This is a genomic window from Acinetobacter sp. QJM3NY_42 (assembly GCF_056173745.1).
In genome coordinates this window covers 2044598-2068819 of record NZ_CM149689.1, presented here as the reverse complement: position 1 = coordinate 2068819, position 24222 = coordinate 2044598, and the positions used below count along the sequence as shown (strand labels likewise).

The window sequence follows — 24222 nt, the reverse complement described above, 5'->3', positions numbered from 1 at the left end:
GCCAAGTAATGAAAATTTATAAAAAGGGGCTATTGAGCCTGATGATACTGACGGCCATGACTTTGATGGCTGCAGAAGACAAGACTATTTATGTCAATACGTTTGAAGATGAAGATGGCGAAAACCTGAATAAGTGTTCGTTACGTGAAGCCCTGGTTGCAGCTCGTAAAAATATTGCATATGGCGGGTGTACAGCAGGAAATACTGGAACTGGTCAGCTAGACAGAATTCAATTGCAAGCCGGAGAATATATACTTAAGAGAGAGTTACGGCCAGAAAGTGCGGTTAAGATTTATGGAGAAACACCGTTCGATTACAAGACAAAAGATCCTTTAACACACCAGTATCCGGCACGTGGGCCTATAAGAACAGTTATCAACGGAAATCATACTTCTCGAATTTTCAATACTTCAGAAACCCAAGCCAGTATCTTTCTTGAAAATATTGAACTGAAAAATGGTTATTCCTCTGCTGAAGGAGGAGCATTACTCATAGCTGGCCCACTAAATATGACAAATACGGCTATTAAAGACTCTAAGTCGGATAAAGCAGGTGGTGCTGTTTATATCATTGCACAAAACCTAGAAAAACAGATGACTTTAGTAAACACCCTAATTCAAGGAAATCAGGCAAAAATTGGAAGTGCTTTTGCCATGGACTGTTCAGCAAATCTGTTGGGTACCCAGCCTGCTATCAGTGTAGAGCGTAGTAGCTTGGTTCAAAATGGTACGATAAATGACCGCAGTACTATTGAGTTATGCGGCTTAACACGTGTTTCCTTAAGTGCCAATACTATTGCCCGGAATAAAGCAAATCTGGTAGATGGCCATATTATTCGTGCGGTATCTGAGCTAGGCCGTCCATTATACTCCGCCTCATCTCTCGCTTTAATCAGTAATACAATTGTAGAAAATCAGGCCAATAGTACGTTTTATTTTGATGAAAACAGTACCAAGACTTTAGCCTTTAATATTTTAGCTTTCAATACAGGCAAATCCTGTGACTTTGTCCGTAAAGACAGTAATAGCCAGAATAAGACATTGGGGCTAACTCTGGCATACAATGCACTACAACTTGGCAATGTGGAAGGTCAATGTGTATTGCCTGAAGAACTATTAAAAACACAGACAACGGTAGACCTGAGCAATATCTCACGTCAAAGCGTTCTATCTGATTATCAGCAACCCTCAAAATACAATCTCTATCTACCGCTCTATTACCCTAAGGACAATCAGAATGCTTCAGATCTGGTGAACACAGGCGCAACACAGGATTGCAGTACACTTGACCAGCGCGGACTGGCCCGGATTACAAATGGTACTTTAACTTTAAATCCTGAGATGAAAAATACTTGTGAAATCGGTTCTGTAGAGCGCATGCGCCTAACAGCAGCTGATATTACAGATTTAAAGAATCTGTCTATTGTACAAGTTCTAGATACCTATCAAAAAGAAGCTGATAACTTGAAAGAGGGCATAAAAGAAATAGAAGATACTGAAGAGCAGGCTATTTATCAAAAAGAGTTGAGCGAATTAGAACGTCTAATTGCCAATATCAAGTTGAAACAGAAGTATCGTACCATTTACATTGATCCTTTTACGCTGGCTTTACCAAGTGAAGAAGAATTTCTCAACGAAAATGGCAAGCTTGAATTGCGTCCAAAAGAACTCAGTACAGATCAGTATAGTATCGAAACGCATAAATACGGTGTAGGTTCAGTTTCTGGTAGTGGTGCAGATTTTAAGTTTAATGGACAGCAAGATGAACATCTGTTTTGTGAATGGGTGCCTGAGTTAAAGCGTATTATGATTTATCGGACAGATGACCAGTTATCTGCTAATACCGGTAGCGCTTATTGTGCTTACACCATCAAGGCAAAAACGGGTGAGTCTTCAACAGGACTTGTTAAAGCAGATTTTATTAATATTGCTCCAATTGCAAAAGATGATACCTATACATTACAGTATGGCTCAGACTTAAAAGTCAGTATTAATCCGCTAGAAAATGACAGTGATGATGGTGATGGTCCTACATCACAATTAAAGCTCAATACAAATAAACCAGCCTTCTTTCATGGTGCAGACGGACAGGAATTACCTATACGTTTTAGCGTTATTCCTCCAGGTGTAACGGTCAGTGCAGACCGTACCGGTCCATGTCCGGGTAATTATATTCGAGAGACCTGCTATGGTGGACAGATCCATATCCAGGCCAAAAATAATTTCAGCCAGTTTAACTATCGGTTTGAATATAATATTTTTGATGCTGAAGGTGAGGAATCTAATACGGCAACTATCTTGCTAGAAAATACAGCTAAGAATACTAATACCGCCGGTGGAGGAGGAAGCTTTGGAATATGGGGAATATTAAGCCTATTAGCTTTAAGCATGTATCGGTTTCGCCGTAACGTTTAAAAAAAAGCCTCGTAAGAGGCTTTTTTATTGAATTGATTGATTTTTATCTAGTTTGCCTTAAGTGCAGCAGGCATGTATTTATTCATATATTCTTGGCGGATTGATGCACGTTGCTCTGAGGTAGCTGCTTTTTGCATTCTTTGTCTCAGATCATGCCGTTCGTGACTGCTCATCTGTTGCCAAGTTTCACGCATTTTCTGTTTTTCCTGCTCTGGCAGCTGGGTAAACCAGTCCATGCGTTGTTGTAGAGCGACACTTTGTTCTTCAGGTAATTCTTTTAAAGTCTGATAACGTTTAATCAGGGCGCGCTGTTCTTCATCTGATAAGGTGTCCCAAGTTTCATTAATCTGGGTCCCGGCATCTTTAGAAAAAATCCAGAAACGTTCGAACCCTGCAAAGCTGGTTTGTAAAAAGCTTAAGGTACATAAAGCTAAAGCCAGTTTCTTAGCTGCCATGACCGACCCTATCCTCACCTAAAACCAGTAACATTTCCAAATCTTCCACCATTTGGGGTGAAAGTTTTGGAGTAACAGCAACCTGATTTTGTGGCTGCTCTGTCATTTCCATAGAGTTGGGTAATATGACAAAACCAGTAATGGCTGTAGCAAGAGCAAAACCTGTCATCCGCCACATGCTGTAATGTGGTGATGGACGATCCTGTATGGTTTCGAGTACATGATTCATCACTACAGGTTTAGCCTTATGATGAGTAGCCAGTGTATCAAGCTTGGAAGTCACTTTTTTTGTGAAATCATCTTTATTCATCTGATGATCCTCCCATATGTGGATTTAAATGCGCTAAAGCTGTTCTTAATCCCTGAATTGCCCGATGGTAATGAGTTTTTACACTACCCTCGGTACAATCCATAATTTCCGCAGTAGTTTGGGTATCAAAACCTTCCCACGCCCGCAACATAAAAGCCTGTTGCTGTCGAACTGGAAGTTTTGAAACAGCGGCCTGTATTTCTTCTGCAGTAACCGCTTGATCCAGAAAATCAGAAGGGTTTGGACTCGATTCATCCACGATATCCATCATTTCTTCTTCATCTGAATCCAGACTGACTTTTCTAAAAAATGAAAAAGGTTGGGCACGGCGTGCTTCCTTACGACGCCAGTCCTGTAATTTGTTATTTAAAATTGTATAGAACAGGGGGTACCATTCTTCAGTACTTTTATCACGATAGGATTTATGTAGGGAAATAAATGCTTCCTGTACCAGATCCATAGCTATGCCTTGTTGCCCGTGTGTTGCACTTTCCATCATGACCAGAGCACGACCCGTCACATCCTGCATAAAAAACTTCAGACGCTGCTCAGCCGTACTGGCATGCGTACTGCTGAGATGTTCTGCATCAGGCTGTTTCGGTACTAAATCCATAGAGATGGAAAATCCCGTCATTGGACACCCACTCATTATTTTGTTGGTCATCACTTAAATAACGTCAAAAATAATGTTTGGGTTGACATAGTAGATAATTATTTTTTAAGAGTTTAAAGGATTTTTAACCACAATTAGCCCTTTATTAAAATAATTTAACCTTTTAGAGCCGCTGGCGAACCATTTCAAAAAAACAGATAGAGCCTGCAACTGCCACGTTCAATGATTCTTGACCACCTGGTTGGGGAATCACGACAGCTTTTGCATGCTGTAACGCATATGCTGACGCACCCTGTCCCTCATTTCCTAAAATCCATGCACAAGGTTGTGTGAGGTCCTGCTGATAGATACTTTCAGACTGATGTGAACTGGTTACGAATACAGGAATTTCAAACTTCTCCAGTATGTCTTCAAGCTGGACATTTTCATAAATATTTAAAGAAAAATGAGCTCCCATACCAGCACGCAGTACTCGTGGTGACCAGAGTGAAGCTGAGCCTTGGGTACATACAACCTGCTGAATATTAGCGGCGGCAGCAGAACGCAATAATGTGCCTACATTTCCTGGGTCCTGTACATTCTCTAAAATAAGTGTATCAAGATGATATTGCAGGGGTTGGGTATTCGTCGGCAGATCAATAATTGCGAGACAGGCCAAACTTGTACCCAAGGTACTTAAATCACGATAAAGTGCTTCACTCAAGACAAATACATGACCCTGATAATATTCAAGGATCTGTTCAAAGTCTGGGTGATTTAATGCTTGTTCAGTACTGAACAGTGAATGGATTTTTTTATTTTCCTGGAGCCAGCTCAGACAGAGATGGGTTCCTTCAAGAATAGTTTGCCGCTGTTTTTTACGGTAACTGTTCTGTTCAATAAGTCCCCGTAAATGTTTGATTTTAGGGTTGTCTTTAGATTCAAGAAAAATAATTGACATAAGTAAAGAATCCACAGAGATGAGTAGTTAAACCCATCTCTGTATAAATAAATTATTGGTGATAGCCTGTAACCAGCTCAACTTCATTTTTGGAACCAATAATCACTGGCACGCGCTGATGCAGATCGGTCGGCTCAATTTCTAAAATGCGTACGCGACCTGTAGTTGAAGCACCACCAGCCTGCTCAATAAGCATACTCATTGGATTTGCTTCATACATCAGACGTAAACGGCCCGCTTTTTTAGGATCTTTTAAATCATATGGATAAAGGAAAATTCCGCTACGGCAGAGAATACGATGAATATCGCCAACCATACAGGCAACCCAGCGCATATTAAAGTCTTTAGCACGTGTAGAAGTTTTTCCAGCCAGCAGTTCATCAATATAACGCTTAACTGGTTCTTCCCAGTGGCGCTGATTTGAGGCATTGATAGCAAATTCCTGGGTATCAGCTGCGACCTGAATATTCTCTGCGGTTAAAACAAATTCCTGGCTGTCTGGATTAAAGGTGAAGAATACAACGCCTGCACCTACAGTCAGTACCAGCATTGTGGAAGGACCATATAGAACATAACCGGCAGCAACCTGCTGAGTCCCTGCCTGCATGAAGTCAGCAGCCTGAGTTACATGGTTTTTTGCAGGTAAAATTGAAAAAATAGTTCCTACACACATATTGATATCAATATTGCTTGAACCATCTAACGGGTCAAATAATACCAGATATTGACCATTTTCCTGAGCAGGCGTAAATTCATCAAGCTCTTCTGAAGCCAGCCCGCCTACTTGGGGATGTACTTTTAATGCATCAATCAAATAGTCATTAGAAATAACATCAAGTTTTTTCTGGGTTTCACCTTGTACATTTTCATGCTCTGCGCTGCCCAAAACACCTGCAAGTGCACCCTTTTGTAAAGTCTGATCTATTACTTTACAGGTATCGGCAATAGTGCTGATAACTTGAGCCAGCTCAGGCGTTAAATTCCCAGTTTGTTGTTGTAAATATTGGGACAAGGTGTAATTGGTCATACCAAAAAGCTCCAGCAAAGAGAAAATAGATGTATAAAAAGAACTGGGCTATTTTAGAGGAGAACCAATGTAATTAACAATTTTATTGCGTGATGAGATGTGTTGTTTTTGCGCTTGCAACTCTACACGAACATGCTATGTTGAATTATGTTCATAAAAAAGGAAGTAAATCTATGACGACCAAACATTTTGATGCGACTCCAACTCCAAATGAGCCAATTAAGCTGGATAATATCTCAACTGAAAAAGTGAAAGAAGCTTGGGAAAGTTATGAAGCGAAACCTGAATACAAAGAATTTAATAAGCATGACATGATTGAAGCCATGCAAAAAAATGAAGAAGATAAAAAGTCGGAGAATTAAAAAAGCGCCCAACAGATGTTGTGCGCTTTGCTCTTGGAAATTTGAGCGTTTAATTATTTAAGTAATGGCGGTACAGCTTCGTAGTTGATTTCTACACGACGGTTTTCTTTCCAGGCTGCTTCATCATGGCCAGGATTAATTGGCATCTCTTTACCATAGCTCACAGCTTCAAGCTGATTGGGGTTTACACCATTTGTCACTAAATAGCTTTGTACTGCTTTGGCACGACGTTCACCCAATGCCATATTGTATTCACGTGTACCACGTTCATCGGTATGGCCAGTTAAAGCAACTTTTGAATTGGCATTTGCCATCAGGAACTGGGCATGAGCCTGTAGAGTTTGATAATCCTCATTGCTCAGATCACTGCTATCATAGTCAAAGTATACAACACGTTTTGCTAAATAAGCACGATTCGCTGCTGTAACACCTTTAGCTGAAGCACCAGCCATATTCTGTGCATTTAGTGCCGCGTCTTCACTTAGACCGGTTGTGTTAACACTCGTACCCGCTGTAGTTGGAGTGGTAGTGGTCGTAACATCTGAAGTAGGTTTACGGTTGGCACAACCAGTAATAACTAGGCTGGCAGCCAGTAAGGGAAGAGTTAAATATTTTACTGCGTTCATCTTAATCTCCATGAAAAAATTGTTATAGCCAGTTAAATTATTTGGGAGTCCAAGCAGGCTCACGAACTTCGCCTTGTTCACTTGGCAGATTCATTCGGAAGCGCCCATCAGTTGACATAATTGCCAGTAATCCCCGGTTACCTTCACGGGTAGCATAAACGACCATCTGGCCATTTGGAGAAAAACTTGGAGATTCATCCAGACTGGTTGGGGTAAGAATGTTGGTAATGCCAGTAGCAATATCCTGAATGGCAACTTTATAGTTACTTCCGGCTGGGCGGTGTACCAGTGCGACTTTTTTACCATCTGCACTTAAGGTGCCGCGCGCATTAAATGCACCTTTAAAAGTCAACCGCTTGACTGAGCCATCTGCAAAGCTATAACGGTAAATCTGTGCTGAACCGCCACGATCGGAAGTAAAAATAAAAGATTTACCGTCTGGTGCATATCGGGCTTCTGTATCGATGGCAGAATTATTAGTCATACGTTTAAGCTGACGGGTAGTCAAATCCATCTGGTAAACTTCAGGGTTTCCATGCATGGACGCTGTGAAGAGCATAGACTGTCCGTCTGGAGAGAAACTTGGTGCACCATTAAGACCACGGAAACTGGCCAGTACTTCACGTTGCCCAGTAGCCAGATCTTGCACGTAAATCGCAGGGCGCTTGGTTTCAAACGAGACATAAGCCAGTTTTTTTGCATCTGGTGTCCAGGCTGGAGACAGAATCGGGTCACGTGAAGAAAGGACAGTACGCGGCTGTTCACCATCAGTGTCAGCGATCTGTAAGGTATAACGCTGTTCTGGGGTTGCCGGATTGCGCAGTACATAAGCAATACGGCCACTAAAATCACCAGGAATACCTGTCAGTGCCTGATAGATTGCATCACTGATCATATGGCCAGCTTGACGTATACGTGAAGCGGGTACAGTTAAAAGTTCATTTAACAGATAGGTCTGCTTCTCGACATCATAAAGCTGGTAATGCACTTCATACGAATCACCTGCAACAGACTTGATACTACCTGTCACTACATAAGGGATTTTAGCTGCTTGCCAGCTTTGCGCATTAATATTATTGAGTGCAGCGCTAGCCGGAAGATTTTTTGATGAACTGGTAAAGCGCCCTGAACGATTCAAGTCACTTTCAACTATTGGATAAATAGACTGATCATTTGCAAAGGGTGCAATTGCTATTTTTGGAGCTTCTTCAGGAGCCTTTGCAATTTCAAGGTGTAACTGGGCAAAAGCTGTAGTGGTGATGGCCGGACTAAAAACAGCTGTTAAGGCAAGGGCTAAAAGAGTTTTACGCGTCATATTCATAATCGCAGGGCGCTCAATTCCATGATTCTGGGGTATGGGAATACTAATTTGTAACATGATGACATAATTTAAATCTATTTAAAGCATGTAAATATGACTATCTCGTGAGAAGTCAGAACCATCTTATAACTGAAGAAATTGACACCCCAAGTTGTAGGATTCAGAAAATTATAAAGAGTAAAATTAATATATTGATATTAAAATAAAAATAACCCAGTCCTATCGATATAAAATAAAACTCGGTCAATTTACTTAAACACCCTCAAAAGAGGGTGGTTTTTTATTTAGCAGTAAATGTAGAGGTAAAGGTACGTGCTTCACGTCGTGCATCGGCATCAGATGGCATTGGATAAGGAGCGGCTGCTCTTACCGCAGCTTCTACACTGGCTTTCATATCTGGGTCACTTGAATTCACTACCACTGAGAGAACAGCTCCACTATCACTTAAAGTTACACGTGCTGTTGCCTTGTTACCAGAAGAGCCACTAGGTATATCCCAAGCACGTTTAATTTTATTTTCAAAATCACGTTTGGCAGATGAAGCAATTTTTTTAGCTTCAGCTTTTTTATCAGCCGCTTCTTCAGCTGCTTTTTTTGCAGCTGATGCTTTTGCTTCAGCCTCAGCCCGGTCTCTGGCATCGGCATCGGCTTTGGCTTTTTCAGCAGCATCCGCTTTGGCTTTGGCCTGTGCATCGGCTTTGGCTTTTGCAGCAGCGTCAGCTTTTGCTTTAGCCTGCGCATCGGCTTTGGCTTTGGCCTGCGCATCAGCTTTGGCTTTTGTAGCAGCATCAGCCCTTGCTTTAGCCTGCGCATCGACTTTTGCTTTTGTAGCAGCATCCGCTTTGGCTTTGGCCTGCGCATCGGCTTTGGCTTTTGCAGCAGCGTCGGCTTTTACTTTGGCCTGCGCATCGGCTTTGGCTTTTGCAGCAGCGTCGGCTTTTACTTTGGCCTGCGCATCGGCTTTGGCTTTTGCAGCAGCGTCGGCTTTTACTTTGGCCTGCGCATCGGCTTTGGCTTTTGCAGCAGCATCCGCTTTTGCTTTGGCCTGCGCATTGGCTTTGGCTTTTTCAGCAGCATCAGCCCTTGCTTTAGCCTGTGCATCGGCTTTAGCTTTTTCAGCAGCGTCAACTTTTGCTTGTGCATCGGCTTTAGCTTTTTCAGCAGCGTCAACTTTTGCTTGTGCATCAGCTTTGGCTTTTTCAGCAGCTTCGGTCTTTTGTTTAGCCAATGCTTCAGCTTTAGCTCGTGACGCGGCATCTGTTTTTGCTTTTGCGTCTGCTTGAGCTTTTAATTTTTCTGCCTCTGCTGCTTTCGCCTTTTCTTCTGCACGTTTTGCAGCTTCAGTTGCCTGTAGTGAAGCAGATGTTGTAGCAGGAACTGGAATAACAGGAGCTGGTTCTATACTTGGCTCGGCAGTTTGCGTAATTGCGGCTGCCTGATTTTCATGTACGGTCTCTACAGTATCCGTCTGTTCTAGAGGAACAGGTTCAGGCGGGGGAAGATCCTCAGGTTTAATAAGTACAGTTTTAATTTGTTTAGGAGCTTCAGGCGGTGTACTCATACCCAAATAAAGCAAGCCGACCACAGCCACCAGATGTACGCCTAGCGTAAATCCAATTGCTACTGCTTTTTGTTTAAAAGGAGGCTTTTTAAAATCTTTCATAAAATTACTTTAATGGTTCGGTCAGTAAACCCACTTGAGTTAAACCGGCTTCCTGAAGACTGGACATCAAGGCTATGACATCACCGTAAGGGCGGGTATTATGTCCACGGATCACCACATTGAGCTGTTTGTTGTCTGCCTCAGCCTGAGTCTGGGCTTCAGTTAAAATCTGAGTCAGCTGAGATAGCTCTAGAGGCTCTGCCTTATGCTGTTCGTATTCTAGATAGTAATGGCCATCTTTATCTAGGGTAACCATGGCAGGTGCATCTTTAGATTCAATCGGATTACCATTAGCTTGTGGTAAATCTACATTAATGCCACTGGTAATCATTGGAGCAGTTACCATGAAGATCACCAGCAGTACCAGCATGACGTCGATATAGGGCACGACATTCATATCACTTTTTAAAGGTTTCTTGATCCGCTCAAAGCGTCCGGAACGTTGAATAGCCATTATTCAGCTTCCTGTGCAGGACCCACAGACTGACGTTGTAGCAAGGCTACCATTTCTTCGGCGAACAGGGCACGGTCTGAGTAAAGTGCTTCACCTTTAGCTGTAAAGTGGTTAAAAGCCAAGACAGCAGGAATAGCTGCAAACAAGCCAATAGCAGTTGCAATAAGTGCTTCGGCAATACCTGGTGCGACAGTAGCGAGTGTTACCTGGTCAACAGCAGCAAGACCAATGAAGGCATTCATAATGCCCCATACTGTACCGAAAAGACCGATATAAGGGGCAACTGAACCAATGCTGGCCAATGCTCCCAGCCCCTGCTCAAGATTACCTTGGTCACGGCTCAGACCTACACGCAAAATACGTTCGGTTCCCTCAATCGACTGTGTCGTTGAGGCATGTCGTTTATTCAATTTAAAAAATTCGCCCAGTCCCTGATAAAAAATATCCTCCAGGCCTGAGCGTTTTGAGTTGAGCTGGGCGTTATTATATAGCGTATTCAGCTCGGCACCAGACCAGAACATTTTCTGGAAATGTTCATCATCTTTTTGGGCTTTCTTATGACTCATATACAACTTGGCAATCAGGTACCAGCTATAGATTGAAGCGAGTAGTAGAATCAGCATAACCAGCTGAACCACAGGACTTGCTTGCAGAATTAAATCGGAGATATGCAGGGTTGATTCAAGTTGTGTTGCCATAGAGAAGTTGCCAGTGATTTTGCTAGTCTTGTTCCAGTTCTTTACGGATGAGATCGCGGATTTGCTCTGGCAGCTTGCGCGGCATCATTTTGTCATTCAAGCAAGCCAGTTCGACTTCACCCGAAGCCAGCAAGATTTCACCACGATAAATATTCTGTTGCAACACAAATGATGCAGCTTTACACGAAATAACACGTGCTGTAACAGTGATCAGGTCATCCATGAGAATTGGACGCATGTATTTTACGTTAATCTTATGTACGACAAAGTTATAATCCTTCTGGTGCCAGTAATGATCAACGCCAGCAGCGCGCAGCCATTCCGTACGGGTGCGTTCCATATAACGGATATGATTGGCGTGATAAACGATACCGCCTGCATCTGTATCTTCAATATATACCCGAATCTGAAACTCGAAATGATTTGCCATAGATCGCATCCGTCTAAAATACTTTTAGATATTTAAAAACTAAATATCTGGTTTTGCTTTACTTAGGGTAATACTTGATATTTCTTTCTTGACCAGACTTGAACTTATTTCAATACAAGAAAACTTGAACCAAAACATGTAATTCATTACGTCTGATATAAAGAAATTGCTATTTTACTTCTGGCTGAAAGAAAGCTTTAAATTGAAAGTCCTACCAAAATACCACCCTGACTCAGGCCCGGATTTTAGCATAGACGTTCTGAACTCAAATGGCACAAGCTGACAATCCTGTAGAGAGCATGCAAATACAAGAAACCAATTTATTGGCAAAAAGGTTCAGTGCATACGAGCACTTTGCCAATTGTATAAAAACTGCCTATACCGCAACCTGACTATAAAAATCGTGACACTTGGCTAAAGAAGTATAGATGAACCTGCTAAGGGATATTTCCATAAGTTCTAAAGATGTATTTAGCCAAATTTCACATGTAGAAAAATAAATTGGATAAGAGGTGTGCAATGCTCACGCAAGTTGTACGTAAAATCTTTCTCACCCGTAGCGGGAATGAAACTGCATGTAAGCAGCATAATGTAGCGAGTCTGAATATACCTATTCGACATTTTGATTTTAAATTTGATAAAGATGAGCTGGATAGCAAGTTCTATTTTCAGACTGTTTTAGGCAGTGCGTACTGGCAGGCGCTCTCGATTTTTCTGACGTATGGTGAAGATCTGGTTATTGAAACTGCTCGTTTTCATCGTGATCTCGTAATTGATCCGGTTTTAAAACAGAGAGTTACCAGTCTAATTGGACAGGAGGCCATCCATTCAAAAATTCACGAGGAATGGAATGAAATCTTAAAAGATAACCGTTTCCCTGTCACTCTGTACCGTTTTTTGGCAGACAAAGTCTTTGACCATATCTTTCTGCGCTTTCCTCAGCCAATGAAATTATCACTTATGGCGGCTATTGAACATTTCACCGCGGTTATAGCCCAGCATATGATGGTTAATACGGATTCTTCGATTATGGCCATGATGGACAATCCGCTAACTCGTACTGAAGATAATAAGACTATGGCGCTATGGATGTGGCATATGCTTGAGGAGTCTGAACATAAAGATATTGCTTATGACGTTTATCAGGTTCTATCAGGTAATTACTGGTTAAGAGTTTCTGGTTTTGTACTGGCATTGGTTACTATTCTGGGGCTGGTGTCATTAGGTGGCATCATGCTCCCTTATCTGCGTTCACCACGTTATCTCATCAGCCGACGTTATTACAACGATGTCAAAGATAGTTTAAAACTGCTGGTCGGGCGGAAATATGGCGTCTTCGGTAGTAACTGGCATCATGTATTCGATTATCTGCGCCGTGATTTTCACCCGAATGACCATGACACTACTGAGTATCTGGAATTCTACAAAAAATATTTGCTTGATCCGGAGAAAGGGCTGTTAACGCCATACTTTATTAAAGAGTTTGTGCCACCTCTGCGTACAGCTGCAGCTTAAAAATCTTGAATATCGAATATTGGATTCAGCATGAAATTATCAGGTAATAGAAGTAAATCAAGCCAGAATGCCTATGCGGTAGTTACCGGTGCCGGTAGCGGTATTGGACGGAGTTTTGCATATGAGCTGGCTAAACGTGGAGGTGCAGTAGTCTGTGTAGACCTTAACCTGGCAGCCGCACAGGATACTGTTGATCAGATTAAGGCAACTGGTGCGAAAGCATTTGCATTACAGTGTGACGTAGGAAATGCTGAACAGGTAAACAGTGTTGCTGAACAGGCTGAGCAGCTTTTAGGACACCCGGTTACACTTTTAATCAATAATGCTGGCGTTGGGCTGGGTGGCAAGTTTGACGAAGTATCACTTGATGACTGGAAATGGTGTATGCAGGTAAATCTATGGGGTGTTATCCATGGCTGCCATGCTTTTGTGCCAAAATTTAAAAAGCTGGGGTATGGCGCTATTATCAATGTGGCCTCAGCAGCCTCTTATACAGCCGCTCCAGAGATGAGTGTATATAACGTCAGTAAAGCAGGGGTATTAGCCCTCTCTGAAACTTTGTCATCTGAGCTGAAAAAGTTCAAGATTCAAGTAAATGTGGTCTGTCCAACTCTGGTCCCTACCAATATTATCAAGAACGGTCGTATTCCAGGCCAGTACTCAAAACTTGCTGATCATGCCTTGATGAATTATGCATTTACGACCAGTGATAAAGTCGCCAAATTGAGTTTAGACCGTCTGGATAAAGAACAGCTTTATACCACACCACAACTTGATGCCAAACTGTTCTGGCTGATGAAACGAACTTCTCCAAGTCTGTATGCCAAGTTTCTTGGCCTGTCTTATCAGTTTATAAAAACTTGAGAGTATAAATATAATGATGACTGAAGTTAAAACCAAACAGCGCGCCCATAAGAAGCAGTCTGCTAAAAATGATAACCAGTTATATGATACTTTTATTATCGGAGCTGGTATTTCAGGTATTGCAGCTGCTATCAAGTTAAATGAAGCAGGGTTGAATCATTTTAAAATAATTGAAAAGGCAAATACCGTAGGGGGGACCTGGCGGGAAAATACTTATCCGGGCTGTGGCTGTGATGTTCCTTCGGCACTGTATTCCTATTCATTTGCGCCGAGTACTCGCTGGAGCCATTTATTTGCCAAACAGCCTGAAATATTTGCTTATCTGAAAAATGTAAGTGAAAAATATAATATTCTGTCAAAAATTGAATTTAATCAGGAGCTGGTCAAGGCCAGCTGGCATGAAGACCAGCAAAGATGGATACTGGAAACTCATGAGAGGGTTTATCGAGCTAGAACTGTAATTTTTGCTACAGGCCCTATTACTGAGCCGCAAATTCCCAAGCTTGAAGGACTAGAAACCTTTACAGGAAAGATGTTTCATTCAGCAAAATGGAATCATGAATATGATTTAACAGACAAGCGCATCGCGGTTATTGGAACAGGTGCCTCAGCAATTCAGTTTATCCCGCAGATCCAGCCCTTAGCCAAGGAACTTTTCGTGTTCCAGCGTACCGCACCTTGGGTCTTGCCAAAACCTGATTTACCCTTAGGAAAATATACCAAGACCTTGCTTGCCAGGGCCCCAGTCATTCAGCAGAGATGGCGTCAGGCTGTAGCGGGTTCTCTTAACCTGATTAATTTTGGGTTACGTCATCCTGTATTCTTAAAACCAGTCAACAGTGGAGCTAAACAGCTGCTTAAACTTCAAATTAAAGATGCAGTATTACGTCAAAATGTTACCCCTCAATTTTTGATTGGCTGTAAACGTATTCTGTTTGCCAATAATTATTATCCCGCTTTAATACAGCCGAATACCCGGCTAATTCCACACGGACTGGTTCGGGTAGAGGGCAATAAAGTGATTGCAGCAAATGGAGAAAGCCACGAGGTAGATGTCATTATCTGGGGTACAGGATTTGAAGTATCTCATCCGCCGATTGGTCAGCGCGTGATTAATGAAAAAGGACAGTATCTGGCAGATTTATGGAAAAATAGCTCACCGGAAGCCTACTTGGGGACCAGCCTTGAAAGTGTCCCTAATGCTTTCTTGATGCTAGGCCCAAATATTTTGGTCTATGATTCATTTATAGGACTGGCAGAGGCACAGGTACAATATATCGTAAACGGCTTATTGCAGATGAAAAAACAAGGAATCAGTAAGCTCTCTATAAAGTCTGATGTGATTCATCAACATAATATTCAGGTGCAAAAACACCTGCGTAAGACTGTATTTAATAGTGGTGGATGTAAAAGTTACTATCTTGATCAGAATGGCCGTAATTTTGCTGCCTGGCCATGGTCGCTTAAAGTTTTAAAGCAGCGGCTAAGCCGACTGGACTTAAATGATTATGACATAGAATATTTAGAGAATATGCAAGAAACTAAACGCTCTGCATAAACTCTAACTGAGCATTTTTTAAGATCATATCTTGGAACCATGATTAACCCGGCTTAGCACACCGGGTCTCTCTATTTTTAGCTTATTCTTAATGTTTTGGTTCTGGTGGGGTCATACCGAACTGCAAGTAAGCCATATTGGTCGCGATACGGCCGCGCGCAGTACGCATGGCATAACCTTGCTGAATCAGATAAGGTTCAATCACGTCCTCTAATGTCCCTGAATCTTCTGCCATTGCTGCAGCAAGAGCTTCTACACCGGCAGGCCCGCCGTCAAATCGTTCAAGTAGCATGCTTAAATACCGGCGATCCAACGTATCTAATCCATCTTTATCGACATTCAGCATATCTAGTGCGCGCTGCGCCATTTCCTGAGTTACTTCTCCAGTACCTTTTACCTGAGCATAATCACGAACACGACGCAACAGCCGATTGGCAATACGGGGTGTTCCGCGGGCACGGCGTGCGACCTCACGTGAACCTTCTTGAGTAATTGGTACATCCATGAGACTGGCTGAGCGCGTTACAATATGTGTCAGGTCTTCTACTGAATAAAATTCCAGACGCTGTACGATACCAAAACGGTCACGCAGGGGCGAAGTCAGTAATCCGGCACGAGTAGTGGCGGCAACCAGCGTAAAAGGCGGCAGGTCCAGCTTGATTGAACGGGCAGCTGGTCCTTCGCCAATCATGATATCCAGTTGATAGTCTTCCATCGCCGGATACAGAATCTCTTCAATTACCGGGGAAAGTCGATGAATCTCATCGATAAACAGTACATCACCTTCTTCGAGGTTGGTCAGCATTGCTGCCAGATCACCCGCGCGTTCTAGTACCGGCCCTGACGTGGATTTGAGATTTCCACCCATTTCCCGGGCAATAATATTAGCCAAGGTAGTCTTACCCAATCCCGGCGGGCCAAAGATTAAGGTATGGTCTAGTGCTTCACCACGACCACGCGCCGCGCCGATAAAGATTCCCATTTGCTCACGTACTACCGGCTGACCAATATAGTCATCCAGTGAGGTCGGGCGGATGGCACGATCAAAATGATCTTCTGGTTTTTCTGAACCACTAATAAGTCGGTCTTGCATGAGCTCGTTATCTACTTAATTTATTTCATCATTGACTTAAGTGCAGCACGGATCAAATCGGCTGATTCACTGAAGTCACCTTTTACTGCAGCTACAGCTTTTTGTGCTTCTTGCGGTTTATAGCCCAGTGACTGCAGAGCGGCTTCTGCTTCGGCAATCGGAGAGTTGGCAATGAACTGGATTTGCGGCAGGGCAGTGCTACTGGTAGTTGCTGCTTGTGCCAGTGTTTTGAAACGGTCACGCAATTCAATCATTAAACGCTCGGCAGTCTTCTTGCCAACACCAGGGATTTTAACCAGTGTGTTCAGGTCATCATGTTCAATCGTATGCACCAGCAGTTCTACACTTAAGGTAGAAAGAATACCAAGAGCCATTTTCGGACCAACACCATTAACTTTGAGTAAGGTACGGAAAATGGTTTTTTCCTGAGCATTACTAAAACCGTAAAGTTGTTGAGCATCTTCACGTACTACCAGATGAGTCCACAATGTAACTTTCTGGCCTTTTTGTAATTGGCAAAATGTAGAAAGCGGGGTGTCAATTTCATAACCTACACCGTTAACATTTAAAAGTACGGTAGGAGCTTCCAGTGCAAATACTTCACCAATTAAACAACCGATCATTTTGAGTTTATATTCCTGAATTAAAGAAAAGTAGTGCGGCGACCCTGTAAGGCTTGGGCCAGTTCATATGCCTGATGGTCTGAAAACTTACTGATAATATCCAGTACCTGCATAATATTCTGGTAATGATCAGTCTGAAAATTGGCCCCAAACTCCTGCAAAATTGTCATCAGACGCCGTTCTTTAAAGCTTAAAGACTTTTGTGGCAATGTTAAAGGAACAAAAGCATCCAGAATGTGCTGCAAGCTCATATGCGCGATAATTTCTAGATCTGATTTCTGCCGGTGCTCAAAAATCTTGTTTCGGGCCATATTCTTGGCAGTTTCTATACCTTCACAAATATCTTTGGGGCAATACTGCAACAAGCTGCCTTTAAGCTGGCCAGTTAAAATTTCAAAATGATGGCGTGCAAAAGCAGAAGTTACTTCGTCTACCAGACGTTTCATGGCCCGACCACGTAAGGCCGCGATTTTTTGCTGCCAGGTGGTATTCTCAAAATTCAGTTCTTCTGGCTGACCATAATCTGCAATCAGATTCAGGAAAATCGGCTCGACTTCTTCATAACTCAGCATATTTAAAATAATGCCATCTTCCAGGTCGATCAGGGCGTAACAGATATCGTCCGCCGCTTCAAGTAGATAAGTAAGTGGATGGCGGCAATAATGATAATCACCGAGCTGAATCAGTCCAAGCTGTTCGGCAATCTGCTTTAAAATTTCTTTTTCAGACTGATAGCAGCCGAACTTGGCCCGTTGGTGTGATGGCTGGTCATCAATGCGTTTAGACAGCCAGGGATATTTTAAATAGGCACCCAAAGTCGCATAAGTCAGGCGCATTCCACCATCATTCGGATGATAATCAATTCGGGTGAGCAGACGCAGTCCCTGTGCATTACCTTCAAACTGACGGACGTCGGCTTCCTGCTCAGGAGTTAATTCTCTCAGCAAGTCATTATGAGATGCATCATCAAACCATTCCCGAATCGCATATTCACCTGCATGTCCAAAGGGCGGGTTACCAATATCATGGGCCAGACACGCAGCCTGAATAATGGCTCCTACATCTGCTGGGGAAATCCATACCGGTAACTCATCCTTGATTTTTTCAGCTGCAAGCATACCCATTGAACGGCCAATACATGATACCTCCAGTGAGTGGGTCAGACGAGTATGGATACCATCATGCTGGGTAAGCGGGTGCACTTGGGTCTTGCGGTTTAACTGTCTAAAGCTTTGCGAAAAAATAATGCGGTCATAATCTTTATGAAAAGGGCTACGGGCCAGTTCTGAAGTACTCTTTTTACTTCCCAGACGCACCGCCGAGAGAAGCTCTAACCAACGCATTTGTTCCATTTATGATTATTCAGTTGATTCAAAACCTGATCATGCCAAAAAATTCTATAATTCGCCAGCCAGAAGCGACAGTAATTGTCGGGCTTGGCTCAGGTGTTTTATATTCAGCCGAGCTTGGCCTTTTGGCTGGCAGACATAACAGTCATTTAAAACTGCGTTCAACTTAAGTCTCTAAAGTATTCATAAAAGCAGTACCCTAATAAATTTCCTAAATATCGCATCTAGTACCAGATTAGACATCAGAAATAGCTGAAAATTACAGTAAATTTTTATATTTTTAACTCTGGAATAGTTTGAAAATTATACAGTATTTAGAAATTACATGAAGTAAGAATATTTATTTTTAATCTGTGAATAGTATACCTGAACACCGAGATGATAAGAGCTAGGCGAAGGTTAAGCTCTTATTTTTTTAAAATAAAGCGTAGGAAAATGAGCTTTTCATGGCTTTATCACTAGCCCCAAATAGGCTTTCACAGTAGAATATGCGCTCTCTTCAAGTCACATTGCGGCATGGTCGCTCAGGCCTGCCCGTGGAGCCAAAATCAGCATGTTTATCGTGGCCGGTGCACCAGCACATTCTTCTTTCAAGAAAACTCAACTATTATCACGTTTAGCGTCAATTAGTTCTGTTCAATCTTTTGACAGCCAGTGGGTTTATCTGTTTGATCAAGCGCTCAGCGAGCAGCAGCATCAATCTGCCTTGCAACTTCTGAATGATGGTGAAATCTTTGAATTGCGCCAAGTTTCAGATAATGAAATACAAATTCTGGTAACACCACGCGTGGGAACCATTTCGCCATGGTCATCTAAAGCGACTGATATTTTCAAGAACTGTAATGTGCCAGTACATCGTCTAGAACGCGGTATTCTTTATACTTTAAAAGATATTCCTGAGGTTTCTGCTGATGTGAAACTGGCTCTGCATGACCGTATGACCGAAAGTGTATTTGCTCAGATTGAAGATGCACAGGCGCTATTTAATGAGACTGCACCAAAACCTTTAAATTCAATTGATATTTTAGGGCAAGGTAAAGAGGCACTGGTTAAAGCCAATAATGAGTTTGGTTTTGCCCTGTCTGATGAAGAGATTGATTATCTGACCCAAGCTTTTACTAATATGGGCCGTAATCCGAATGATATTGAGCTGATGATGTTTGCTCAGGCTAACTCTGAACATTGCCGTCATAAAATCTTTGGATCAGAATGGACAGTAGATGGTGAAAAACAGCCATTATCCTTGTTTCAAATGATCAAAAATACTTATAAAGAATCTCCAACCGATGTTCTGTCTGCTTATAAAGATAATGCCTCTGTAATTGTAGGCTATGACACACAACGTTTTTATCCAAAACAGGATGAAAGTGGTCATTATGTGTATAAGTATAAAAGTCAGGCTGCCCATATTTTAATGAAGGTAGAAACCCATAATCACCCAACAGCGATTTCTCCATTTGCCGGTGCAGCCACAGGCTCAGGTGGCGAAATCCGTGATGAAGGCGCAACAGGCCGTGGAGGTAAGCCAAAAGCAGGTTTAACCGGCTTTACTGTGTCTAACCTCAATATCCCTGGCTTTGAACAGCCTTGGGAAGAAAATTATGGTAAGCCATCTCGTATGGCTTCTCCGTTGCAGATCATGATTGAAGGCCCGCTGGGTGGTGCTGCATTTAATAATGAGTTCGGTCGTCCTGCATTAAATGGCTATTTCCGTACTTTTGAGCAAAATGTAAACGGTGAAGTTAAAGGATTTCATAAACCCATCATGATTGCTGGCGGTTATGGCAATATTCGTCCTGACCATGTTGAAAAAGATGCGATTCAACCGGGTGACCTGCTGATTGTACTCGGTGGGCCAGCTATGTTGATCGGTTTAGGTGGTGGTGCAGCATCTTCTGTTGACAGTGGTACCATGGGAGAAAATCTTGATTTTGCTTCGGTACAGCGTGAAAACCCTGAAATGGAACGCCGTTGTCAGGAAGTGATTGATACCTGCTGGCGTCTGGAAGATTTCAACCCGATTGTTTCTATTCATGACGTCGGCGCGGGTGGTTTATCTAATGCCATGCCTGAATTGGTCAATGACCATGAGCTGGGAGCTGTACTTAACCTGCGCAAGATTCCTTCGCTTGAGTCAGGCATGTCACCAATGGAAATCTGGTCGAATGAAGCTCAGGAGCGTTATGTACTAGCAATCCGTCCAGAATCTCTGCAGCAATTTGAAGAAATCTGTGCTCGTGAACGCTGTCCGTTTGCTGTACTGGGTGAAGCAACGGAAGCACGTCATCTTACGGTTGAAGACCCGCTATTTGCGAACAAACCGGTAGATATGCCGATGCAGGTTATGCTGGGCGGCACACCACGCATGCAGCGTTCTTATGAGACAGCGCCTCGTCAGGGTAATGATTTTGATGCCTCAAAAGTTGATTTAAACGATGCAATTTTCCGTGTTTTGAAAAATCCGACAGTTGCTTCAAAATCTTTCCTCATCACAATTGGTGACCGCTCAATTACCGGTATGGTTGCGCGTGACCAGATGGTAGGGCCTTGGCAGGTTCCTGTCGCTGATGCAGCAGTAACTACGACCAGCCTGCAAGGCTATACGGGTGAAGCAATGGCAATGGGAGAGCGTCCTCCTGTAGCTTTACTGAATCCGGCAGCATCAGCACGTCTGGCAGTAGCAGAAGCAATTACTAACATTGCCTGTGCCAATATTGAACAGATTAGTGATATCAAGCTTTCTGCCAACTGGATGGCTGCAGCAGGCCAAAAAGGTGAAGATCAGGCCCTGTTTGAAGGTGTAAAAGCGATCGGTATGGAAATGTGCCCAGCCTTAGGAATTGCAATTCCGGTTGGTAAAGATTCACTTTCCATGCGTACCACTTGGAATGATAACGGTGAAGATAAAGCTGTAACTTCTCCAATGACCGGTGTGATTACAGCATTTGCACCTGTTGGTGATGTGCGTAAAACCATGACGCCCGAGCTGAAGAAACTTGAAGATTCAGTACTGGTACGTATTGATCTGTCTAAAGGCCAGTTCCGTCTGGGTGGTTCTATTTTGGCACAGGTTTATAAAGCAATCGGTACAGTTACACCAGATGTAGATAACTTTGATGAGTTTAAAGCGTTTTTTGCACTGGTTCAGGATTGGAACAACCGTGGTCTGATTCAAGCATATCATGACATCGGTGATGGTGGCCTGCTGGCAACTGTTACAGAAATGATGTTTGCCTCACGTCTGGGTGTTGCACTAGAAGAGCAGTCAGTTGAAAGTCTGTTTGCAGAAGAAATTGGTGCAGTATTACAACTTAAAGCCACTGATTGGGAAGCACTGCAGGCAGAAATTTCCGAGTCTCTACTTAAAGATGCTATCAGCCTGATTGGTTCGGTAAATACGACCGATACTTTAAATGTAAATGGTTTAACGCTGGCACGCTCTGACTTGCAACAGGCCTGGTCGGAGGTTTCTCATCAGATTCAACGTTTACGTGATAATGTTGAAACGGCTGATCAGGAATATTCACTGATTACCAATGCTGATCATCAAGGTATTATTGCTAAACCAACCTTTGACTTAAATGAGCCAATTGAGGCACCATTTATCAATACACGTCGTCCAAATATGGCAATTCTGCGTGAACAGGGTGTAAACGGACATGTAGAAATGGCCGCGGCATTTGATAAAGTGGGTTTCAACAGTATCGATGTGCATATGAGTGACCTTTTAGCTGGTCGCGTAAGTCTGGACGAATTCGAAGGTCTGGTAACCTGTGGTGGTTTCTCTTATGGTGATGTGCTTGGAGCAGGTGGAGGATGGGCAAAATCAGTCCTGTTTAATACCAAGTTGCGTGACCAGTTCGAGCAGTTTTTCCATCGTGAAGAAACATTCTCTTTAGGGATCTGTAATGGCTGTCAAATGTTGTCACAGTTGGCACCGTTGATACCTGGCGCAGAAAACTGGCCACGTTTTCACCGTAATACTTCTGAAGTATTTGAAGCCCGTACTGTAAACGTACGAGTAGAAAAATCAAATTCTGTAGTGTTAGAAGGAATGGAAGGTTCTATTCTGCCAATAGCCGTTGCACATGGTGAAGGTCGTGCAGTAATTTCTGATGACAGCTTGAGTAGCCTGAACGCTAATGGTCAAATTGCTCTGCGTTATGTCGATAGCCATGGCAACCCGACCCAGCAGTATCCTCTTAACCCGAACGGTTCTCCAGAGGCAGTGACTGGTGTAACTTCTAGGGATGGACGCGCGACTATTATGATGCCACATCCAGAACGTACTTTCCGTGCGATCCAGCATTCATGGAAACCAGAAGAGTGGAAGGAAGATGGAGCATGGTTACGCATGTTCCGTAATGCCCGCAAGTTTATCGGTTAATTATACATATATAAAAAAGCCACCTGAGGTGGCTTTTTTATATAAAAAATTTCTGACTATTTATCCTTAGATGCCTTGGTATAGGGCTCAAGCTCATAAGCCTTTTCAACTTGTGGATGACGTTTCTTCTCTGTACTCACTTTTTTGGTCCAGAGTTCATCTTCAGATTTCTGTAACTGATCATTCATCTCCTGAGGCACAACATTTCTAAACAGATCACTTTTACCTTCAACCACATCAGCAATGACCTGATAAACTATTTCAGGCTCAAACTGTTCATGAGGAAAGGCCATTTGAGAGTAATCAAAGATCCACTCTTCAGGGTTGTTTTCCCAAGTTTTCCAGTCTTCAAACATCCGGTCATTGAAGCCTGTCAAAAAAGGTCCCGGATTTACAGTTGCAACCTGTACGCCAAATTCTTGCAGTTCACCATCCAGTGCTTTGGCAAATGCTTCAATTGCATGTTTGGAGGCTGAATAAGCTCCAATCAGGGGCCCAGCAGAAAGTCCGGCAACACTTGAAATGAAAATAATTTTTCCGCTATGTTTATCTACCATTTTACGAGCGAACTCTTGTGTTAACAGTATTGTGCCGAAAACGTTCACTTCAAATTGTTCACGCAAATTTTTCTCAGGTATATCGACCAAAGAGCCGGCTTTTGAAATCCCTGCATTATTAACCAAGACATCAATGTCCCAAGCTGTAGCTTTTTCACGATCTTTTGGATCCGCAATATCAAGCTTTTCAAAGCGAATATTATCAAGTCCCTGAGCCTTAGCTTCCTGTTCCAGACTAAAAATCTGTGCTGCAATCTCGACACCTGCAATCACTTGATGATTCTTTGCCAAGAGAAATGCTGCACCTTTACCAAAGCCGGTGCCCGCACCTGTAATTAGTACTGTTGCCATAAAATAATCCTGAGATTGTTATGAATTTTTTTACTATTCGGTAATTTATTCAGCTTGCCTAGTGACAATAACGTTGGCTATACGATATTAAAGACAGAGATAACAAAAAGGAGGTTCTATGTTAAAGCTGATTTACTTCGTTCCTGATGAGTATCTGGATTCTACCAAACAAGCAATCTTTGCCGCCGGAGCAGGAAGAATAGGAGATTATGAACATTGTGTATGGCAGGTAAAGGGAATTGGGCAGTTTAGACCAATGCAAGGAGCGGACCCACATATTGGTCAGGTCGGACAAATTGAACAAGTAGAGGAATGGCGGGTAGAATCAATTGTACCTGAAGAAAAAGCTGCTGCTGTTGCTCGGGCGCTAAAGAACAGCCATCCTTATGAAGAACCAGCATTCGAGTTTATTCAACTTCTCAACATACAATAGCAGAGCTGTTTTCAGCATCTTTATGAACAAGCTAAAGCTGTAATAGGCGATTGAAGCAGGTTTTATTTTAAGAAAAACTTCCCTTTAAAATCTATTACTTTAGCCTACTTACCGCTCTATACAAAATAGCCTGTTTATACCTGTCTGCTTACTTTTATTAATAAAGTAAGCAGAAGCAA

Annotated in this window: 23 protein-coding genes; 8 read left to right on the top strand and 15 right to left on the bottom strand. The window is 42.6% G+C overall.

Annotated features, from left to right (window positions below; all coding sequences use genetic code 11):
• The first annotated feature begins 8 nt into the window (after nt 1–8).
• Nucleotides 9–2414, top strand: coding sequence for a CSLREA domain-containing protein (locus tag AC0VYT_RS09785; protein WP_005404407.1), 2406 nt, complete (start codon nt 9–11; stop codon nt 2412–2414).
• A 47-nt stretch (nt 2415–2461) separates the two neighbouring features.
• Here AC0VYT_RS09785 and AC0VYT_RS09780 read toward each other — a convergent pair whose 3' ends face one another.
• The 5 genes from AC0VYT_RS09780 to AC0VYT_RS09760 form a co-directional block, all read right to left on the bottom strand.
• Nucleotides 2462–2869, bottom strand: a complete 408-nt coding sequence (locus tag AC0VYT_RS09780; protein WP_005019290.1) for a DUF3106 domain-containing protein — start codon at nt 2867–2869, stop codon at nt 2462–2464.
• Entirely contained in the window at nt 2859–3179 is a 321-nt protein-coding gene (locus AC0VYT_RS09775; protein ID WP_005019291.1) for a hypothetical protein, read from the bottom strand. The genes AC0VYT_RS09780 and AC0VYT_RS09775 overlap by 11 nt, the downstream gene beginning before the upstream one ends.
• Nucleotides 3172–3792, bottom strand: a complete 621-nt coding sequence (locus AC0VYT_RS09770; protein WP_005405094.1) for an RNA polymerase sigma factor — start codon at nt 3790–3792, stop codon at nt 3172–3174. The genes AC0VYT_RS09775 and AC0VYT_RS09770 overlap by 8 nt, the downstream gene beginning before the upstream one ends.
• A gap of 163 nt (nt 3793–3955) precedes the next feature.
• Nucleotides 3956–4732 (bottom strand): TrmH family RNA methyltransferase, encoded by a 777-nt coding sequence (locus AC0VYT_RS09765; RefSeq protein ID WP_005019298.1) that lies wholly within the window; start codon nt 4730–4732, stop codon nt 3956–3958.
• Nucleotides 4733–4784: 52 nt separating this feature from the next.
• Entirely contained in the window at nt 4785–5759 is a 975-nt protein-coding gene (locus AC0VYT_RS09760) for a class 1 fructose-bisphosphatase (RefSeq protein ID WP_005019300.1), read from the bottom strand.
• 173 nt (nt 5760–5932) lie between these two features.
• Between AC0VYT_RS09760 and AC0VYT_RS09755 the strand changes: the two genes are divergently transcribed.
• On the top strand, nt 5933–6121 hold the full coding sequence (locus AC0VYT_RS09755) for an NF038105 family protein (RefSeq protein WP_005019301.1): 189 nt from the start codon (nt 5933–5935) through the stop codon (nt 6119–6121).
• Between the two features lie 53 nt (nt 6122–6174).
• Here AC0VYT_RS09755 and pal read toward each other — a convergent pair whose 3' ends face one another.
• The 6 genes from pal to ybgC form a co-directional block, all read right to left on the bottom strand.
• Nucleotides 6175–6747, bottom strand: coding sequence for a peptidoglycan-associated lipoprotein Pal (gene pal, locus AC0VYT_RS09750; protein WP_005019302.1), 573 nt, complete (start codon nt 6745–6747; stop codon nt 6175–6177).
• 37 nt (nt 6748–6784) lie between these two features.
• Complete coding sequence (tolB, locus tag AC0VYT_RS09745) at nt 6785–8068, bottom strand: Tol-Pal system beta propeller repeat protein TolB (protein ID WP_005404410.1); 1284 nt, start codon at nt 8066–8068, stop codon at nt 6785–6787.
• Nucleotides 8069–8348: 280 nt separating this feature from the next.
• Nucleotides 8349–9731 carry a cell envelope integrity protein TolA gene (gene tolA / locus AC0VYT_RS09740; protein WP_005404411.1) on the bottom strand — a complete coding sequence of 461 codons (1383 nt, stop codon included), beginning with the start codon at nt 9729–9731 and terminating at the stop codon, nt 8349–8351.
• Between the two features lie 4 nt (nt 9732–9735).
• On the bottom strand, nt 9736–10185 hold the full coding sequence (tolR, locus tag AC0VYT_RS09735) for a protein TolR (RefSeq protein ID WP_005019311.1): 450 nt from the start codon (nt 10183–10185) through the stop codon (nt 9736–9738).
• Entirely contained in the window at nt 10185–10883 is a 699-nt protein-coding gene (gene tolQ / locus AC0VYT_RS09730; RefSeq protein ID WP_005019314.1) for a protein TolQ, read from the bottom strand. Before tolQ ends, tolR begins: the two co-directional genes overlap by 1 nt.
• A gap of 22 nt (nt 10884–10905) precedes the next feature.
• Nucleotides 10906–11313: a tol-pal system-associated acyl-CoA thioesterase gene (gene ybgC / locus AC0VYT_RS09725; protein WP_005019316.1), complete on the bottom strand. Its 408-nt coding sequence runs from the start codon at nt 11311–11313 to the stop codon at nt 10906–10908.
• A gap of 519 nt (nt 11314–11832) precedes the next feature.
• Here ybgC and AC0VYT_RS09720 point away from each other — a divergent pair.
• Genes AC0VYT_RS09720 through AC0VYT_RS09710 form a run of 3 tightly spaced genes read left to right on the top strand, consistent with a single transcriptional unit; the run spans nt 11833 to nt 15250 of the window.
• Entirely contained in the window at nt 11833–12828 is a 996-nt protein-coding gene (locus AC0VYT_RS09720; protein ID WP_005019318.1) for a metal-dependent hydrolase, read from the top strand.
• Between the two features lie 30 nt (nt 12829–12858).
• Nucleotides 12859–13692 (top strand): SDR family NAD(P)-dependent oxidoreductase, encoded by an 834-nt coding sequence (locus AC0VYT_RS09715; protein ID WP_005019319.1) that lies wholly within the window; start codon nt 12859–12861, stop codon nt 13690–13692.
• A 13-nt stretch (nt 13693–13705) separates the two neighbouring features.
• Nucleotides 13706–15250 (top strand): flavin-containing monooxygenase, encoded by a 1545-nt coding sequence (locus AC0VYT_RS09710; RefSeq protein ID WP_005019320.1) that lies wholly within the window; start codon nt 13706–13708, stop codon nt 15248–15250.
• Between the two features lie 88 nt (nt 15251–15338).
• Here the strand turns inward: AC0VYT_RS09710 and ruvB are convergent, their stop codons facing one another.
• Genes ruvB through AC0VYT_RS09695 form a run of 3 tightly spaced genes read right to left on the bottom strand, consistent with a single transcriptional unit; the run spans nt 15339 to nt 18318 of the window.
• Nucleotides 15339–16343, bottom strand: a complete 1005-nt coding sequence (gene ruvB / locus AC0VYT_RS09705; RefSeq protein WP_005019321.1) for a Holliday junction branch migration DNA helicase RuvB — start codon at nt 16341–16343, stop codon at nt 15339–15341.
• A gap of 20 nt (nt 16344–16363) precedes the next feature.
• A complete protein-coding gene (gene ruvA, locus AC0VYT_RS09700; RefSeq protein WP_005019323.1) occupies nt 16364–16966 on the bottom strand; it encodes a Holliday junction branch migration protein RuvA in 603 nt (200 codons plus the stop codon).
• A 20-nt stretch (nt 16967–16986) separates the two neighbouring features.
• Entirely contained in the window at nt 16987–18318 is a 1332-nt protein-coding gene (locus AC0VYT_RS09695) for a deoxyguanosinetriphosphate triphosphohydrolase (protein WP_005019325.1), read from the bottom strand.
• A gap of 2 nt (nt 18319–18320) precedes the next feature.
• On the opposite strand from AC0VYT_RS09695, the gene AC0VYT_RS09690 reads away from it, so the two are divergent.
• Both AC0VYT_RS09690 and purL read left to right on the top strand, forming a co-directional pair.
• The gene (locus AC0VYT_RS09690; RefSeq protein ID WP_005404413.1) at nt 18321–18485 is read left to right on the top strand and encodes a hypothetical protein; all 165 of its coding nucleotides are present in this window, start codon (nt 18321–18323) and stop codon (nt 18483–18485) included.
• A gap of 383 nt (nt 18486–18868) precedes the next feature.
• Nucleotides 18869–22702, top strand: a complete 3834-nt coding sequence (gene purL, locus AC0VYT_RS09685) for a phosphoribosylformylglycinamidine synthase (RefSeq protein ID WP_005019326.1) — start codon at nt 18869–18871, stop codon at nt 22700–22702.
• Nucleotides 22703–22758: 56 nt separating this feature from the next.
• On the opposite strand, the gene AC0VYT_RS09680 is transcribed toward purL, so the two are convergent.
• Nucleotides 22759–23610: an SDR family oxidoreductase gene (locus AC0VYT_RS09680; protein WP_005019327.1), complete on the bottom strand. Its 852-nt coding sequence runs from the start codon at nt 23608–23610 to the stop codon at nt 22759–22761.
• 118 nt (nt 23611–23728) lie between these two features.
• Here AC0VYT_RS09680 and AC0VYT_RS09675 point away from each other — a divergent pair, with 118 nt between their 5' ends.
• A complete protein-coding gene (locus AC0VYT_RS09675) occupies nt 23729–24043 on the top strand; it encodes a YqfO family protein (protein ID WP_005019328.1) in 315 nt (104 codons plus the stop codon).
• The last annotated feature ends 179 nt before the right edge of the window (nt 24044–24222 follow it).

What these genes read in the sequence shown, in the direction of transcription:
- AC0VYT_RS09785 (WP_005404407.1), top strand. Translation starts at nt 9, where the DNA reads ATGAAAATTTATAAAAAGGGGCTATTGAGCCTGATGATACTGACGGCC.
- AC0VYT_RS09780 (WP_005019290.1), bottom strand. Translation starts at nt 2,869, where the DNA reads ATGGCAGCTAAGAAACTGGCTTTAGCTTTATGTACCTTAAGCTTTTTA.
- AC0VYT_RS09775 (WP_005019291.1), bottom strand. Translation starts at nt 3,179, where the DNA reads ATGAATAAAGATGATTTCACAAAAAAAGTGACTTCCAAGCTTGATACA.
- AC0VYT_RS09770 (WP_005405094.1), bottom strand. Translation starts at nt 3,792, where the DNA reads ATGGATTTAGTACCGAAACAGCCTGATGCAGAACATCTCAGCAGTACG.
- AC0VYT_RS09765 (WP_005019298.1), bottom strand. Translation starts at nt 4,732, where the DNA reads ATGTCAATTATTTTTCTTGAATCTAAAGACAACCCTAAAATCAAACAT.
- AC0VYT_RS09760 (WP_005019300.1), bottom strand. Translation starts at nt 5,759, where the DNA reads ATGACCAATTACACCTTGTCCCAATATTTACAACAACAAACTGGGAAT.
- AC0VYT_RS09755 (WP_005019301.1), top strand. Translation starts at nt 5,933, where the DNA reads ATGACGACCAAACATTTTGATGCGACTCCAACTCCAAATGAGCCAATT.
- pal (WP_005019302.1), bottom strand. Translation starts at nt 6,747, where the DNA reads ATGAACGCAGTAAAATATTTAACTCTTCCCTTACTGGCTGCCAGCCTA.
- tolB (WP_005404410.1), bottom strand. Translation starts at nt 8,068, where the DNA reads ATGAATATGACGCGTAAAACTCTTTTAGCCCTTGCCTTAACAGCTGTT.
- tolA (WP_005404411.1), bottom strand. Translation starts at nt 9,731, where the DNA reads ATGAAAGATTTTAAAAAGCCTCCTTTTAAACAAAAAGCAGTAGCAATT.
- tolR (WP_005019311.1), bottom strand. Translation starts at nt 10,185, where the DNA reads ATGGCTATTCAACGTTCCGGACGCTTTGAGCGGATCAAGAAACCTTTA.
- tolQ (WP_005019314.1), bottom strand. Translation starts at nt 10,883, where the DNA reads ATGGCAACACAACTTGAATCAACCCTGCATATCTCCGATTTAATTCTG.
- ybgC (WP_005019316.1), bottom strand. Translation starts at nt 11,313, where the DNA reads ATGGCAAATCATTTCGAGTTTCAGATTCGGGTATATATTGAAGATACA.
- AC0VYT_RS09720 (WP_005019318.1), top strand. Translation starts at nt 11,833, where the DNA reads ATGCTCACGCAAGTTGTACGTAAAATCTTTCTCACCCGTAGCGGGAAT.
- AC0VYT_RS09715 (WP_005019319.1), top strand. Translation starts at nt 12,859, where the DNA reads ATGAAATTATCAGGTAATAGAAGTAAATCAAGCCAGAATGCCTATGCG.
- AC0VYT_RS09710 (WP_005019320.1), top strand. Translation starts at nt 13,706, where the DNA reads ATGATGACTGAAGTTAAAACCAAACAGCGCGCCCATAAGAAGCAGTCT.
- ruvB (WP_005019321.1), bottom strand. Translation starts at nt 16,343, where the DNA reads ATGCAAGACCGACTTATTAGTGGTTCAGAAAAACCAGAAGATCATTTT.
- ruvA (WP_005019323.1), bottom strand. Translation starts at nt 16,966, where the DNA reads ATGATCGGTTGTTTAATTGGTGAAGTATTTGCACTGGAAGCTCCTACC.
- AC0VYT_RS09695 (WP_005019325.1), bottom strand. Translation starts at nt 18,318, where the DNA reads ATGGAACAAATGCGTTGGTTAGAGCTTCTCTCGGCGGTGCGTCTGGGA.
- AC0VYT_RS09690 (WP_005404413.1), top strand. Translation starts at nt 18,321, where the DNA reads ATGATTATTCAGTTGATTCAAAACCTGATCATGCCAAAAAATTCTATA.
- purL (WP_005019326.1), top strand. Translation starts at nt 18,869, where the DNA reads ATGTTTATCGTGGCCGGTGCACCAGCACATTCTTCTTTCAAGAAAACT.
- AC0VYT_RS09680 (WP_005019327.1), bottom strand. Translation starts at nt 23,610, where the DNA reads ATGGCAACAGTACTAATTACAGGTGCGGGCACCGGCTTTGGTAAAGGT.
- AC0VYT_RS09675 (WP_005019328.1), top strand. Translation starts at nt 23,729, where the DNA reads ATGTTAAAGCTGATTTACTTCGTTCCTGATGAGTATCTGGATTCTACC.